The sequence below is a fragment of the Amycolatopsis sp. NPDC006131 genome (assembly GCF_040614175.1).
Taxonomy (GTDB): domain Bacteria; phylum Actinomycetota; class Actinomycetes; order Mycobacteriales; family Pseudonocardiaceae; genus Amycolatopsis_E; species Amycolatopsis_E tucumanensis.
Genome location: NZ_JBEXTX010000060.1, coordinates 1 through 14,754 on the forward strand (window position 1 = coordinate 1; position 14,754 = coordinate 14,754).

Below are 14,754 nucleotides of genomic sequence, written 5' to 3' on the forward strand. Positions count from 1 at the left end.
CTCGACGGCCCCCTCGCCCATCGAGAACGCCAGCAGCTCCGCTTCGGTGGTGTTCGCCGTGTCCAGTTCCCGCACGCTGCGGCCATCCCGCAGCATCCCCATCCCCGGAGTCTCCCCAATGACCGTACTCAACCGCTGCACCTTTACCCAGTGGACGCCACACCGTTGAAGCCTGGCGAGAACACGATCCTGTCGCCTGGCCTGGCCGGCCCCTTGGTGCTGCGGCCGCAGGCCGTGGTGACCGCGCGCCTCGACCAGGGCCGCTGACCGGCTCGATCCACTGAACCGGTGCCGCCCTCGGCCGGGGGCGGCACCGGCGCCTCCTTCGATCCCCAACCCCCGGAGTTTCCCATGACCAGACTCACCCGCCGCACCTTCCTCGGCGCCAGCGCCGCCTTCGGGCTCGCCGCGGCGCTTCCTTCCATCCCGCCCGCGCTGGCCGCGCCCGGCAGACCCTTCGCGCAGCGCTTCGCCACTCCCGGCACCGACACCGCCGCCAAGTTCCGCTGGTGGTGGCCGCACGGCCTGGTCGATCTGCGCGAGATCGCCCGCGAGGTCGACCAGATCGCCGACGCCGGTTTCGGCGGCGTCGAGATCCAGGACGTGCACCACAGCGCCCGCGCGGACCTCGACCCCGCCGGCCACGGCTGGGGCACCCCGGCCTGGCTCGCCGCCGTGGAGACCGCCCTGCGCCGCGCCAAGGACCGCCACCTGCGCGTCGATCTGGCGCTCGGCCCGTGCTGGCCGACCGCCGTCCCCACAATCACCCCCGACGACCCCGCCGCCTGCAAGGAACTCGCCCACGGCGTGACCTACGCGCAGGGCGGCACCGTCTACTCCGGACCGCCGCCGGCCGCCGTCGAGCCGCCCGAGGAGGGCGTGCACAAGCAGGGCCTCCTCGCCGTCCAGGTCGCCAAGGTCATCGGATCCACCACGGCCGCCACCGTCACCCTCGACCCCGCGACCGTCCGCACCCTCGGCGACGGCGAGACCTGGACCGCGCCCGAGGGCACCTGGGCCGTCATCGCCTACTGGTTGCGGGGCTCCGCGCAGCAACCGGAAGCCGGCCCGCACACCGAGCCGGCGTCCTACGTCGTCGACCACTTCAGCCGCGCCGGCGTGCAGGCCGTGATCGACGTGTGGAACTCGGTCATCCTCACCCCGGCCATCCGCCGCCTGCTCCGCGAGACCGGCGGCGACCTGTTCGAGGACTCGCTGGAGATCGAGACCGAGGCGACCCCCTGGACGCCCGATCACCTCGCCGAGTTCCGCCGCCGCGCCGGCTACGACCTGCTGCCGTACCTGCCGGTCATCGTGCAGCGCAACGAGAAGTACCCGTTCACCTTCGACGCCGAGACGACCAACCACGTCCGCGACGACCACAACCAGGTCCTCTCCGACCTCTACCACGACAACCACCTGCTCCCGCTGCGCGACTTCGCGCACAGCCTCGGCATGACCCTGCGCGTGCAGCCCTACGGCCTGCCCACCGACGCGATCCGCAGCGCCGCGCTGCTCGACGTGCCGGAGAGCGAGTCGCTGGGCTTCAAGAACCTCGACGACTACCGCGTGCTCGCCTCCGGCCGCGACATGGGCGGGCGGCAGCTGCTGTCCTGCGAGTCCGCCGCCTACGCCAACGGCGCCTACAGCACCACCTGGGACAAGGTGCTGCAGACCATGGGCAGCGTCTTCGCCGGTGGCGTCAACCAGGCCGTCCTGCACGGGTTCTCCTACGCGTCCGCGCCCGGCGCGGCGTGGCCGGGCTTCGCGGCGTTCTCGCCGTACAACGGCAATGGCATCGGCTACGCCGAGGCGTGGGGGCCCCGCCAGCCGACGTGGGGCCACGTCCCCGACATCGCGGGCTGGTTCGCCCGCACGCAACTGGTGCTGCGCGCCGGTGTGCAGAAGACCGACATCGCGTTCTTCCGGCAGAAGGGCTGGACGTCCACCGGCATCGGCGCGCCGTGGGCGACCAACGACGGCATCCCCGTCGGCTGGACCCACGGCTTCCTCAGCGAGGCGATGCTCGACCTGCCCAGCGCGGTCGTGCGCGACGGCCGCCTCGCCCCCGACGGTCCCGCGTACAAGGCGCTGGTCCTCGACGGCGACATCTTCCGCAACAAGGAACACACCCTGTCCGTGCACGCCGCGCGGCGGTTGCTCGACCTCGCCCGCGCCGACCTGCCGATCGTGGTGGTCGGCAGCTGGACCGACGTGCACGCGGCCGGCATCGCCCTGCCCGGCGAGAACGACCAGCTCCGGACCCTGCTGGCCCAGCTCGCCGCCCTGCCGCGGGTGCGGGTGGCCGCGGACGCCAACGGCATTCCCGGCGCGCTCGCCGACCTCGGCGTGACCCGCGACGTCGAGTACGACCGGTCGACGATCATGACCGTGCACCGGGTCGAGGACGGCGTGGACTACTACTACGTCGCCAACGCCCGGCATGCCGAGAACCGCCGGATCACCGCCGTGGACCAGGACGTCTGGCTCACCTCCCGCGACCGCTCGGCGGTGCCGTACCTGCTCGACGCGTGGACGGGGCGCGTCGAGCGCATCGGCCGCTTCGAGCGCGCCGGAGACCGGGTGCGCGTGCGGGTCGCGCTCAACCCGGGGCAGTCGATGCTGGTCGGCTTCGGCCCGGGCGGCGCCCCGCACGCCACCGCCTCCGACGGCGACGTCCGGTTCGACGGCGGCAAGCTGGTCCTGCGCGCCACCGCGGCCGGCGCCTACTCGACCACGTTGTCCACCGGTCGTGTCGTCCGCACCACCGTGGACGCGGTGCCCGCGCCCGTGCCGCTCACCGCGTGGGACCTCGAGGTCGAGGACTGGCACCCCGGCGCGACGCCCACCGAGACGGTCAAGACGACGCACCGGCTCAGCCTGACCGCCCTGGCCCCGTGGACGGCGATCCCGGAACTGCAGGACGTCTCCGGCGTCGGCCGCTACCGCACGACGGTGGACCTGGGCTCGTGGCGTCCCGGCCTCGGCGCCTACCTCGAACTCGGCGAGGTGTTCGACACCTACCGCGTCAAGGTCAACGGCCGCGCCCTGCCGCCGGCCGACGTGCTCGACCCGGTGGTGGACGTCGGGCCGTGGTTGCGCCCCGGCCGCAACAGCATCGAGGTCGAGGTCGCCACGACGCTGCTCAACCGGCTGCGCGTGAGCAATCCCGCGGTGTTCGGCATCGCCACCCGCCAGGCCTACGGGCTGGTCGGGCCCGCCCGGCTCGTGCCGTACCGCCAGGAGGAAATCCGATGACGGGGTTCACCCGGCGTGGTGTGTTCGGGCTGGTTGCCGCGCTGTCACCCGCCACGGTGGTCGCGGACATCGCCTGGCTGGTGCCGTATCCCGGGGAGGAGATCCGATGACCGTGTTCACCCGGCGTGGTGTGTTCGGGCTGGTTGCGGGGCTGCCCTCCGCCGCCGCGGCCGCGCACACCGCCCGGCTGGTGCCGTATCCCGGGGAGGACATCCGATGACGGCCTTCACCCGGCGCGGTGTCTTCGGGCTGGTTGCGGCGGCGGGGCTGGTCGCGGCGCTGCCACCGGCCACCGCGGTCGCGGACACCGCCCGGCCGCGCCCGCTCGAACTCGGCCGCGTCCGCCTGCTCGACTCGCGCTACCGGCAGAACATGGAGCGGACCGTCGCGTACCTGCGGTTCGTCGACGCCGACCGGCTGCTGCACATGTTCCGGGTCACCGCGGGCCTGCCCAGCACGGCCGAACCCTGCGGCGGCTGGGAGGCGCCCGACATCCAGCTGCGCGGCCACACCACCGGCCACCTGCTGTCCGGTCTCGCGCTGGCGGCCGCCAACACCGGCGACACCGAGCTGGCCGCCAAGGGCGCGAGCATCGTCGCCGTGTTGGCCGAATGCCAGGCTGCCGCGCCCGCAGCCGGGTTCACCGAGGGCTACCTCTCGGCCTTCCCCGAGCGGGCCTTCGCCGATCTCGAAGCGGGCAAGGTGGTGTGGGCGCCCTACTACACGATCCACAAGATCATGGCCGGGCTGCTCGACCAGTACCGCCTGCTCGGCAACCGGCAGGCGCTCGACGTGCTGCTCGGCATGGCGCGGTGGGCCCGCGCCCGCATGGTGAACCTGACGCGCGAGGCGCAGCAGAAGGTGCTGCACACCGAGTTCGGCGGCATGAACGAGACCCTGGCTAGCCTCGCCCTCATCACCGGCGACCGGCAGCACCTGGAGACGGCGAAGCTGTTCGACCACGACGAGATCTTCGTGCCGCTGTCCCAGCGGCGGGACACGCTCGCCGGGCGGCACGCCAACACCGACATCGCCAAGATCGTCGGCGCCGCGGTCGAATGGGACGCCACCGGGGAGGAGTACTACCGCACGATCGCGACCTACTTCTGGGACCAGGTCGTGCACCACCACACCTACGTCATCGGCGGCAACGCCAACGCCGAGTTCTTCGGCCCGCCGGACCAGATCGTCAGCCAGCTCGGCGAGAACACCTGCGAGAACTGCAACAGCTACAACATGCTCAAGCTGAGCCGTCTGCTGTTCCTGCGGGATCCGTCGCGCACCGACTACCTGGACTACTCGGAGTGGACCCTGCTCAACCAGATGCTGGGGGAGCAGGACCCGGACTCCGCGCACGGGTTCGTCACCTACTACACCGGCCTCGTCCCCGGCGCGCAGCGCAAGGGCAAGGAAGGCGTGGTGTCGGACCCCGGCACGTACTCCAGTGACTACCGCAACTTCACCTGCGACCACGGCACCGGCCTGGAGACGCACGTGAAGTACGCCGAGAACATCTACTACGCCGCCGACGACGGACTGTGGGTCAACCAGTTCATACCGTCCGAAGTGGACTACGGCGGTGTCCGGATCCGGCTGGAGACCGAGTACCCCTACGACGAAACCGTGCGGCTGCACGTTTCCGGTGCCGGTGCTTTCGCGCTGCGGGTGCGGATCCCGTCCTGGGCGACGCACGCGAAGCTGTTCGTCAATGGCGAGGCGGTGCGCGCCGAGCCCGGCCGGTTCGCCGTGGTGCGGCGGCGGTGGCGCGACGGTGACGTGGTGGAGCTGCGGCTGCCGATGACCGTTCAATGGCGGCCGGCGCCGGACAACCCGGCCGTGCACGCCCTCACCTACGGCCCGCTGGTGCTCGCCGCCCGCCACGGCGACTCCGTGCCCGCGGTGATCCCCACGGTCGACCCGCGGTCGCTGCGGCGCGAGCCGGGGCGGGCGGAGTTCAGCGTGCAGGCCGGGGACCGGCGACTGCGGCTGAGCCCGTTCCCGGACGTGCACCACGAGCATTACAGCGTGTACTTCGCGCTGCCGCCGTCGCGTCCCGCGCCGCGGACGGTCGCCGTGTTCCCGCTGCGCGACGCGCGCGAGAGCACCGGCCGGTGGCCGGACGCGGAGCTCGCCGGCGGCGCGGTGTTCGGCGATCGCGGCGTGGAGCTCGACGGCGCCGGTGCGCACGTGCGGCTGCCGTCCGGGCTGCTGGCGAACCTCACCGCGGCGACGATCGCGATGTGGGTGCGGGCCGACACCATCGTGAACTCCACGCGCGTTTTCGACCTCGGGTTCAACGCCCAGTCCTACGCCTTCCTCACGCCGCGCACCGGCCTCGGTCGGGCCCGCTTCGCGATGAAGCTGGCCGGCATGGAGGGCGAGGACTTTGCAGACGCCGCGGTGCCCTTGACCGCCGGGGTGTGGACGCACGTCGCGGTGACGCTGGGCGAGCGGATCCGGCTGTACTTCGACGGCGAGCTGACCGGGGAGAACCCGGCGCCCCGCATGAGCCCGCTGCTGCTCGGCGCGACGCAGCTGAACTACCTGGGCCGCTCGCAGAACGTCAAACACCCCTACCTGGACGGCGCGGTCGCGGACTTCCGCCTGTACGGCCGCGAGCTGACCGCCGCCGAGATCCGGGAGGTGGCCGCGGCGAGCTGACGCGACGTCGGAAAACCGCCAGCCTGGCCGTTCCCGTGCGGCCAGGCTGGTGCCATGACCACTGCTGCTGTCCGGTTCCGGGTCCACCCGATCGACCCCGGCGAGCTGAACTGCGTGCGCGCCGGCGGACTCGACGTGTCGGGTCGCCCGGTCGAGCGAATCTACGCCGACGGCGGGGAACCGCTGCGGTGCTGCCTTCGCGACGCCAGGACGGGTGAACGCTGCCTGCTGTTCGGGTACGAGCCGCGGCTGCCCGGGAAAGCGAGCCCCTACCGCGAGATCGGCGCCGTGTTCGTGCACGCCAGGGATTGCGGCGGGCCCGCGCGCACGGACGAGTACCCGCGGGAGTGGCTGGGCCGGCCGCAGGTGCTGCGCGCGTACGACCACCGCGGCTGGATCCACCCCGCGACGACGGTGCACGACGGCACCGACCCGGTCGCCGCGCTCGGCGAGGTGCTGGCCGCGCCCGGGGTGGTCGAGGTGCACAGCCGCAACGTCGCTTACGGCTGCTTCATGTTCGCCGCGACCGCCGGGTGAAGCCCTGCGGCCCCGGCCCGCCGCCCATACCATCGCTGCATGCGTCTCGATCTGAGCGGGAAGACGGCACTGGTCACCGGTTCGACGCAGGGCATCGGTGCAGCGATCGCGCTCGGGCTGGCGCGGGCCGGCGCCCGGGTCGCCGTCAACGGCCGCAGCACGGACAAGGTGACGAAGGCGATCGAGCAGCTGACCGCGGAGGTGCCTGACGCCCAGGTGGTGCCGGTGGTCACCGACATCGCGAGCGAGCAGGGCGCGCGTGACGCGCTGGACCAGCTGCCGCGCGCCGACATCCTGGTCAACAATTTGGGCATCTTCGGGTCGGCCGATCCGCTGGAGATCAGCGACGACGAGTGGCGCCGGTACTTCGAGGTGAACGTGCTCGCCGCGGTGCGGCTCACCCGCGCCTATCTGCCCGGCATGACCGAGCGGGGCTGGGGCCGCGTCCAGTACATCGCGAGCGACTCGGCGATCGTCATCCCGGCCGAGATGATCCACTACGGCATGTCGAAAACGGCGCTGCTGGGCGTTTCCCGCGGTTTCGCGAAGGCCGCCGCGGGCACCGGGGTGACCGTGAACGCCGTGATCGCCGGGCCGACGCACACCGGCGGCGTGGAGGACTTCGTGTACCAGCTCGTCGACCGCGACCTGCCGTGGGACGAGGCGCAGAAGGAGTTCATGCGCGTGCACCGGCCGCAGTCGTTGCTGCAGCGCCTGATCGGGCCGGAGGAGATCGCGAACATGGTGGTCTACCTCAGCTCGCCGCAGGCGTCGGCGACGACCGGGGCGGCAGTGCGCGTGGACGGCGGATACGTGGATTCGATCGTGCCCTGACCGGACGGGGGAGGCGTCATGACCAAGCGCATCGTGATCGTCGGCGGCGGTTTCGCCGGCTTCTCGGCGGCCCGTGCACTGCTCAAGACCCTCCCGCCGGATTCCGGCACGGAGATCGTGCTGGTCAACTGCACCGACTACTTCCTGTACCTGCCGCTGCTGCCCGAGGTCGCGGCGGCGGTGATCGACCCGCGGCGCGTCACCGTGTCGCTGCCCGCCGCGCTGCCCGGGATCCGGCTCGCGCTCGGCGAGGTGACGGCGCTGGCGCTGGACGACCGCAAGCTGACGTACGTGGACCCGGAGGGCACGTCGCGTGGGCTCGAGTACGACCGCCTGATCATCGCGGTCGGCAGCGTCAACAAGCTGCTGCCGATCCCCGGCATCGCCGAGCACGCGCACGGGTTCCGCAGCGTGTCGGAGGCGTTGTTCCTGCGTGATCACGTGATCCGGCAGGTCGAGCTGGCGGCCGCGGCGGACGACCCGGCGGAGCGGGACGCGCGCTGCACGTTCGTCGTGGTCGGCGCCGGTTACACCGGGACCGAGGTGGCCGCGCAGGGACCGCTGTTCACCAGCGCCATCGCGCGGCACCACCGCGAGCTGGACGGGCAGCGGATGCGGTGGCTGCTGCTGGACCTGGCGCCCAAGGTGCTGCCCGAGCTGGACCGCAGGCTGTCGCGCGCCGCGGACCGCGTGCTGCGGCGGCGGGGTGTGGAGATCATGACGGAGACGTCGGTGAAGGAGGCGACGACCGACGGCGTGCTGTTGACTACCGGCGATTTCGTGCCCACCCGGACGCTCGCGTGGTGCGTCGGTGTGCGCCCCGACCCGCTGGTGGAGTCCGCGGGTGTCGCGACCCAGCGGGGGCGGCTCTGCGTCGAGCCCACGCTGGTCGTGCCCGGCCACCCGGAGGTGTTCGCCTGCGGGGACGCCGCGGCGGTGCCGGACCTGACCCGGCCGGGCGAGGTGACGGCGATGACGGCCCAGCACGCCACGCGGCAGGGCACGCTGGCCGGGCTCAACGTGGCGGCGACCCTCGGGTACGGCGAGGTGCGCCAGTACAAGCACCACGACCTCGGTTTCGTGGTCGACCTGGGCGGCGCCCAGGCGGCGGCCAACCCGTTGCACGTCCCGCTGTCGGGCCTGCCGGCGAAGGCGGTGACCCGCGGCTACCACCTGATGGCGATGCCGGGAAACCGCATCCGGACCGCGGTGGACTGGACCCTCGACGCGGCGATCGGCCGCCAGACGGTGCAGCTCGGGCTGGTGCGCTCGGACGAGGTGCCGCTGGAGACGTCGCAGGTGCGTTGACCGTCCGTTGCGGACTCTTGGACTCGGCCCCGGTCGACTGGGATTGCGGGCACCGGCAAACCGGACCATCAAAGTGCTGGTGAAAGCCAATGGCCAGGTCCAGGTGCTCATCGAGGTCAAGAAGATCAACGATCCCTTGCGCATCGAGCACGCACCGCAGCTCTTCCGGTACTTCGCGGTCACGAACGCGCGGATCGCCATCCTGACCAACGGTGAGGTCTACGAGTTCTACACCGACCTCGACGCGCCCAACCGCATGGACTCCAAGCCCTTCCTGGTGCTGAACTTCTCGGACATCGACGAGACCCTCCTGCCGGAGCTCGCCAAGCTGGCGCCGGTGAATCGAAGTACATCGGCCAGTTGAAGCGCGTGTCGGCGGCTCAGTTCAAACAGCCGGAAGACGAATGGGTGCGTTTCCTGACCACCCGGGTCTACGGCGGCTCCTTCACTCAGCGGGTCCGCGACCAGTTCGTGCCGTTGGTCGACAAGGCCATGCGGCAGTTCCTCAACGAGCAGGCGTCCTGCTCGACGACAACAACCGCAAGCCCATCGCGCGGCTCTGGTTCAACCGCAGCCAGAAGTACCTCGGCGTGTTCGACGAGAACAAGGTCGAGACGCGCATTCCCATCGAATCGTCCGAGGACATCTACCAGCACGCGGACCATCTGCGGACGACCGTGCGCCGATATCTGGGCCGCCCTGTGGCGGTTGTGGAGCCGGACGCCGGCGCCAGTCCGGTTCCCCTGCAGGCCTGAGAGCGGTTCGCAAGCACCTCCCCGCGGCGGTTCCCCGCTGCGCGCATCCGCGCGTATGCCGGTGTGCCTGAATGTGCACGCCCTCCAACCCGTTGACGCCCGCGCCCTTGACTTCCGCGCCACCCGGGACCAAGCTGTCCGTCAGACGGACACTGGTCCGAAAGTGAAGAGGTGCGGTGATGGACCTCGGTCTGGCGCTGCTGCGGCTCCTGCTCGCCGCGCTGCTGTTCGGCCACAGCACGCAGAAGCTGCTGGGCTGGTTCCACGGCGCCGGCCGCGCGGGCACCGCCCAGGTCTTCGAACAGTGGGGCTTCGTCCCGGGGCGCCGGCTCGTCGTCGTCGCGGCACTGGCCGAGCTCGCGGGCGCCGGGAGCTTCGCGCTGGGGCTGCTCACCCCCGGCGGCGCCGCGGCGATCATCGGGACCATGGCCGTCGCCGCGGTCGCCACCGCTCCCAACGGCTTCTGGGCGCAGCGGGGCGGCTGCGAGGTGCCCTTCTGCTACGGCGCGCTCGCCCTCGTCCTCGCATTCACCGGGCCCGGCGCCTGGTCCCTGGACCACGCCCTGAACCTGCACTTCGGCCCGTGGTGGGGCCTCGGCGCGCTCGCGCTCGGGCTGCTCGCCGCCGCCGTCCCCCTCACCGCCCGCGCCCGCGTGCTGCGCGCACGGGCCACGACCACCACGAGGTGACCCATGACCGGCCCCATACTGTTCCGCGACGCCACGATCCTGTCCATGGACCCGGCGATCGGCGACCTCGACGGCGGCGACCTCCTCGTCCGCGGCGACCGCATCGAGCAGGTCGGGCACAACCTGGAAGCACCGCCCGGAACAACCGTCGTCGACGCGCGAGGCGGCATCCTCCTGCCCGGCATGGTCGACACCCACCGGCACATGTGGCAGACCGCCCTGCGCGGCCTCGGCGCCGACTGGACGCTGTCCCAGTACTTCGTCTTCTACTACCTGAACTGGGGCAAGATCTTCCGCCCCGAGGACATCCACGCCGGCAACCTGCTGTCCGCCATCGAGGCACTCGACGCCGGCGTCACCACCACCGTCGACTGGTCCCACGGCCTGCAGACCCCAGAACACGGGGACGCCGCCGTCGAGGCACTGCGCGCGGTGCCCGGCCGCTTCGTCCTCGCCTACGGCAACCTCCTCGGCGCGCCCTGGGAATGGGCCAATTCCAAGGAGTTCCGCGCGTTCGTCGACCGCCACTTCACCTCCCGCGACGACATGCTCGGCCTGCAGCTGGCCTTCGACGTCACCGGCGACGCGGCGTTCCCCGAGAAGGGCGCCTTCGAGGCCGCCCGCGAACTCGACCTGCGCGTCACCACGCACGCCGGCGTCTGGGGCGCCACCGGCGACGACGGCATCCGCCTCATGTGGGACAACGGCTTCTGCACGCCCGGCGTCACCTACGTGCACGCGGCCACCCTGAGCGAGGACTCCTACCAGCGCATCGCGGCCTCCGGCGGCACCGCGTCGGTCTCCACCGAGAGCGAGCAGAGCGCCGGCCAGGGCTACCCGCCCACCTGGCAGCTGCGCCGCCACGGCATCCCCGTCTCCCTGTCGATGGACACCAGCGTGTGGTGGAGCGGCGACCTGTTCTCCGCCATGCGCGCGACCCTGTCCGCGGACCGGTCGCGCGAGCACCTCGAAGCCCACGCGGCGGGCGAAACCGTGGTGCACAACAAACTCCGCGCCCGCGACGTCGTCGAGTGGGCCACCATCGGCGGCGCCCGCGCCCTCGGCCTGGACGACCGGATCGGCTCGCTCACCCCGGGCAAGAAGGCCGACGTGGTGCTCGTCAAGAACGACCGCTCGCCGGTGATGTTCCCGCTCCTGCACCCCTACGGGCACGTCGTCTACCAGGCCGGGCGCGGCGACGTGCACACCGTGCTGGTCAACGGGACCGTCGTCAAACGCGACCACCAGCTCGTCGTCCCGGGCCTGGACCGGGCACGGGCCGCGGTCGAGGCGACCGTGTCCTACGCGCGGTCCACCATGGGCGAGGAGGCGTGGCAGCAGGCCCGCGAGCCGGAGATCCCGGCGACCGAGGTGATCCCCAACCCCTACACCTACACGGACTACACGGGCGACGGCGTCGCCGTGCAGCACGCGGACGCATGACGGACATGAGTCCGAACAGCGGCCCGCTCTCGGGTGTCCTGATCGCGGACTTCTCCCGGATCCTGGCGGGCCCGTACGCCACCATGCTCCTCGCCGACCTGGGCGCGGACGTGGTCAAGGTGGAGGGCCCGGCCGGGGACGACACGCGCTCGTGGATGCCGCCGGTGCGCGACGGTGTGTCGACTTATTACCTCGGCATCAACCGGGGCAAGCGGTCGATCGCGCTGGACCTCCGCGACGCGGCCGACGCCGGCGTGGCGCGGGAGCTGGCGCGCCGGGCCGACGTGCTGATCGAGAACTTCAAGCCGGGCGGGCTGGGCAAGTACGGCCTGGACTTCGAGGCCGTGCGGGAGGGCAACCCGGGCATCGTCTACGCCTCGATCAGCGGCTTCGGCTCCGGCGCCGGCCGGGACGTGCCGGGTTACGACCTGATGGTGCAGGCGATCTCCGGTCTGATGTCGCTGACCGGCGATCCGGACGGGCCGCCGTACCGCGCGGGCATCTCGGTGTTCGACGTGATGGCGGGCAACCACGCGGTGATCGGGATCCTGGCGGCGTTGCGACACCGGGAGGCGACCGGGAAGGGACAGCACGTCGAGGTGAACCTGTTGTCCTCGGCGCTGACCGGGCTGGTCAACCACAGTTCCGCGTACGTGGCGGGCGGCACCGTGCCGTACCGGATGGGCAACGCGCACCCGAGCGTGTTCCCGTACGAACCGCTGCCGACGGCGGACAACGACCTGATCGTGGCCGCGGGCAACGATGCCCAGTTCGTCAAGCTCTGCCAGGTCCTGGGCATCCCGGAGATCGCGGAGGACGAGAGGTTCGCCCGCAACGCCGACCGCACCGCCAACCGCGAGGAGCTGCGGCCGATCCTCGTGGACCGGCTCAAGCACCGGGGCGCGGTGGAGTGGTTCGACCTGCTGGTGGACGCCGGGGTGCCGTGCGGGCCGATCAACACCATCGACGGCGGGTTCGCGATGGCCGAGCGGTTCGAGCTGGACCCGGTCGTGACGGTCGGCGGCATCCCCACGACACGGCACCCGATCCGGTTCTCGCGGACGCCGGTGTCCTACCGCCTGCCGCCGCCGGAGCTGGACGAGCACGGCGCGGAGATCCGCAAGTGGCTGGAGGAGGAAGGTGCCTGAGTATCCGACAGCCCAGTACCCCACAGCACTGGGTGCGTCGTCGCTGGAGAAGATCACGTTGCTGGGCCAGGACCTGGCGCGGGACGTGATGGGCGAGGTCGGCTTCGGCGAGCTGGCGTTCTGGCTGGCCACCCAGCGGCGGCCCAGCAAGGGCGAGACGCGGGTGTTCGAGGCCGTGCTCGCCGCGCTGGCCGATCACGGGTTCACCCCGACCGCGATCGTGACGCGGCTGACGTATCTGTCGGCGCCCGATTCGATCCAGGGCGCGCTGGCCGCCGGACTGCTCGGCGGCGGCTCCCGGTTCCTCGGCGTGACCGAGGACTGCGGCCGGTTCCTGCACCACGCACTGTCCACAACAGACCGGCCGGTCGACGACGAGCTGGCGCTGGAGATCGTGCGGGCCGAGCGTGCGGCGGGCCGGTTCATCCCGGGGCTCGGCCACCACGTACACAAGAACGGCGATCCCCGCACCCCGCGGCTGTTCGAGATCGCCCGCGAGGAGGGCAAGTTCGGGCCGCACCTCGCGTTGTTCGAGGCCATTGGGCGCGTGCACCCGCAGGTGCTGGGGAAGACGTTGCCGCTCAACGGAGCCGGCGCGTGCGGCGCGGCGCTGGCCGACCTCGGGCTGCCGCTGGAACTGCTGCGTGGGTTCGCCCTGCTGGCCCGCGCCGCGGGGCTCATCGGGCAGCTCGCCGAGGAACTGCGCACGCCCGTCGCGAACGAGATCTTCCTGTCCGTCGACCTCAACAACCGGCCCGTCCCACCGGCAGGAGGCAACCATGGCTGAACTGGTCGCGGTGATCGCGTCCACGCACCACCCGTTCTACTACCGGGCCAGCACGGCCACCGGCGCGGACCGCCCGGACTTCGCGGACGAGTGGGTCCGCAAGGTCGAGGCGTTCCGCGAGACCCTGACCCGGGCCCGGCCGGACGTGCTCGTGATGGTCGGCTCGGACCACTTCCACCAGCTGTGGCTGGACAACATGCCGCAGTTCCTGGTCGGCAAGGCGCCCTTCTACGACGCGAACTTCTACAACGAGGAACGCGAGTTCGGGCTGCCGCGGATGCTGTTGAAGGGGCAGGAGGACCTGTCCGCGTACGTGCTGCGGGAAGGTCTCGACGCCGGTTTCGACCTCGCGTTCTCCAACGAACTGCGCATCGACCACTCGATCACGTGCCCGATCATCACGCTGCGGCCGCAGAACGACCTGCCGATCGTCCCGATCTACACCAACATCTTCGCGCCGCCGCTGCCGCAGCCGAAGCGGTTCGTCCAACTGGGACGGACGATCCGGCAGCTGATCGAGTCGTGGCCGTCGGACCAGCGGGTCGCCGTCATCGGCACCGGGCACCTCTCGCTCGAACTGGGCGGTCCGCGGCAGTTCGGGCCGCACGGGCCGGATCCGGAGTTCGACCGCAAGGCCGTCGACTGGATCGCCAACGGCGACATCGAGAAGTGCCTGGGCGAGGTCACGCTGGAAAGCCTGCACCTGCCCGGCAACGCCACCCACGGGTTCATGGACTTCATGCTGATGATGGGTGTGGCGGGGGAGGGGCAGCGGGTCGACTACGTCGACACCTACGACCTGTTCCACACGATGGAGGCCTACTTCACCTGGTACCCGGGAGGTCCGCGGTGAGCAAGTACCTGCTGGACAAGTTCCTGTTCACCGTCGACCGCGACCCGGAGCTGGTCGAGCGCTACCGCGAGGACCCGGCCGGGACGGTCGCGTGGTGGGAGGAGACGCAGGCGAACCGGATCCTGAACTGCGTGGGCGCGGAATCCTCGACGTGGCTGGCGTTCGAGGAGGAGGAGCGCGCGGCGCTGGCCGGGCACGACTACGTCAAGCTCTTCGAGCTGGGCGCGCACCCGTTCCTGACGCTGACGCTGTTCATCGGGATGTTCGAGCGGGACCACGGGCCGCTGGAGTTCCAGAAGGAGTACGCGCGGCGGCTGGCGCACTTCTCGTTGCCATATCCGGACATCAGCACGTAGGCTGACGACGTGATCACCGGAACGGCCTCGCGCCACACACGGGAAGGCGATCCGGTGACGGTCTGATCGGCGCGCGTGGACCGCCGGGAGCATCCGCTTCCGCGCTGTCCACCCAACCGATCGAA

At 71.3% G+C, this 14,754-nt stretch carries 11 protein-coding genes and 1 pseudogene; all 12 read left to right on the forward strand.

Annotated elements, in window-relative coordinates:
• Positions 1 to 351 precede the first annotated feature (351 nt).
• The 12 genes and pseudogenes from ABZ215_RS26770 to ABZ215_RS26825 all read left to right on the forward strand — a co-directional run bounded on the left by ABZ215_RS26770 (position 352) and on the right by ABZ215_RS26825 (position 14,629).
• Entirely contained in the window at positions 352 to 3,258 is a 2,907-nt protein-coding gene (locus ABZ215_RS26770) for a glycosyl hydrolase (protein ID WP_354952509.1), read from the forward strand.
• A 216-nt stretch (positions 3,259 to 3,474) separates the two neighbouring features.
• Positions 3,475 to 5,919: a beta-L-arabinofuranosidase domain-containing protein gene (locus ABZ215_RS26775; protein WP_354952511.1), complete on the forward strand. Its 2,445-nt coding sequence runs from the start codon at positions 3,475 to 3,477 to the stop codon at positions 5,917 to 5,919.
• 54 nt (positions 5,920 to 5,973) lie between these two features.
• Positions 5,974 to 6,456, forward strand: coding sequence for a DUF1203 domain-containing protein (locus ABZ215_RS26780; RefSeq protein WP_027936002.1), 483 nt, complete (start codon positions 5,974 to 5,976; stop codon positions 6,454 to 6,456).
• A gap of 39 nt (positions 6,457 to 6,495) precedes the next feature.
• Positions 6,496 to 7,290 carry an SDR family oxidoreductase gene (locus ABZ215_RS26785; RefSeq protein WP_354952513.1) on the forward strand — a complete coding sequence of 265 codons (795 nt, stop codon included), beginning with the start codon at positions 6,496 to 6,498 and terminating at the stop codon, positions 7,288 to 7,290.
• A gap of 18 nt (positions 7,291 to 7,308) precedes the next feature.
• Positions 7,309 to 8,598, forward strand: a complete 1,290-nt coding sequence (locus ABZ215_RS26790) for an NAD(P)/FAD-dependent oxidoreductase (protein ID WP_354952515.1) — start codon at positions 7,309 to 7,311, stop codon at positions 8,596 to 8,598.
• Between the two features lie 88 nt (positions 8,599 to 8,686).
• Positions 8,687 to 9,353 (forward strand): annotated as a pseudogene (locus ABZ215_RS26795) (restriction endonuclease); the annotation flags it as partial.
• Between the two features lie 179 nt (positions 9,354 to 9,532).
• Complete coding sequence (locus tag ABZ215_RS26800; RefSeq protein WP_354952517.1) at positions 9,533 to 10,042, forward strand: DoxX family protein; 510 nt, start codon at positions 9,533 to 9,535, stop codon at positions 10,040 to 10,042.
• A 3-nt stretch (positions 10,043 to 10,045) separates the two neighbouring features.
• A complete protein-coding gene (locus ABZ215_RS26805) occupies positions 10,046 to 11,485 on the forward strand; it encodes an amidohydrolase family protein (protein WP_354952519.1) in 1,440 nt (479 codons plus the stop codon).
• 5 nt (positions 11,486 to 11,490) lie between these two features.
• Complete coding sequence (locus tag ABZ215_RS26810) at positions 11,491 to 12,633, forward strand: CaiB/BaiF CoA-transferase family protein (RefSeq protein ID WP_354952571.1); 1,143 nt, start codon at positions 11,491 to 11,493, stop codon at positions 12,631 to 12,633.
• Positions 12,626 to 13,420, forward strand: a complete 795-nt coding sequence (locus tag ABZ215_RS26815) for a citryl-CoA lyase (protein WP_354952521.1) — start codon at positions 12,626 to 12,628, stop codon at positions 13,418 to 13,420. Before ABZ215_RS26810 ends, ABZ215_RS26815 begins: the two co-directional genes overlap by 8 nt.
• Positions 13,413 to 14,273, forward strand: a complete 861-nt coding sequence (locus ABZ215_RS26820; RefSeq protein ID WP_020418881.1) for an extradiol ring-cleavage dioxygenase — start codon at positions 13,413 to 13,415, stop codon at positions 14,271 to 14,273. Before ABZ215_RS26815 ends, ABZ215_RS26820 begins: the two co-directional genes overlap by 8 nt.
• Positions 14,270 to 14,629 carry a hypothetical protein gene (locus ABZ215_RS26825; RefSeq protein WP_354952523.1) on the forward strand — a complete coding sequence of 120 codons (360 nt, stop codon included), beginning with the start codon at positions 14,270 to 14,272 and terminating at the stop codon, positions 14,627 to 14,629. Before ABZ215_RS26820 ends, ABZ215_RS26825 begins: the two co-directional genes overlap by 4 nt.
• Positions 14,630 to 14,754: the final 125 nt, after the last annotated feature.

Coding starts and splice junctions, on each gene's coding strand:
- ABZ215_RS26780 (WP_027936002.1), top strand. CDS start 5,974: ATGACCACTGCTGCTGTCCGGTTCCGGGTCCACCCGATCGACCCCGGC.
- ABZ215_RS26790 (WP_354952515.1), top strand. CDS start 7,309: ATGACCAAGCGCATCGTGATCGTCGGCGGCGGTTTCGCCGGCTTCTCG.
- ABZ215_RS26800 (WP_354952517.1), top strand. CDS start 9,533: ATGGACCTCGGTCTGGCGCTGCTGCGGCTCCTGCTCGCCGCGCTGCTG.
- ABZ215_RS26820 (WP_020418881.1), top strand. CDS start 13,413: ATGGCTGAACTGGTCGCGGTGATCGCGTCCACGCACCACCCGTTCTAC.
- ABZ215_RS26805 (WP_354952519.1), top strand. CDS start 10,046: ATGACCGGCCCCATACTGTTCCGCGACGCCACGATCCTGTCCATGGAC.
- ABZ215_RS26775 (WP_354952511.1), top strand. CDS start 3,475: ATGACGGCCTTCACCCGGCGCGGTGTCTTCGGGCTGGTTGCGGCGGCG.
- ABZ215_RS26810 (WP_354952571.1), top strand. CDS start 11,491: ATGAGTCCGAACAGCGGCCCGCTCTCGGGTGTCCTGATCGCGGACTTC.
- ABZ215_RS26770 (WP_354952509.1), top strand. CDS start 352: ATGACCAGACTCACCCGCCGCACCTTCCTCGGCGCCAGCGCCGCCTTC.
- ABZ215_RS26785 (WP_354952513.1), top strand. CDS start 6,496: ATGCGTCTCGATCTGAGCGGGAAGACGGCACTGGTCACCGGTTCGACG.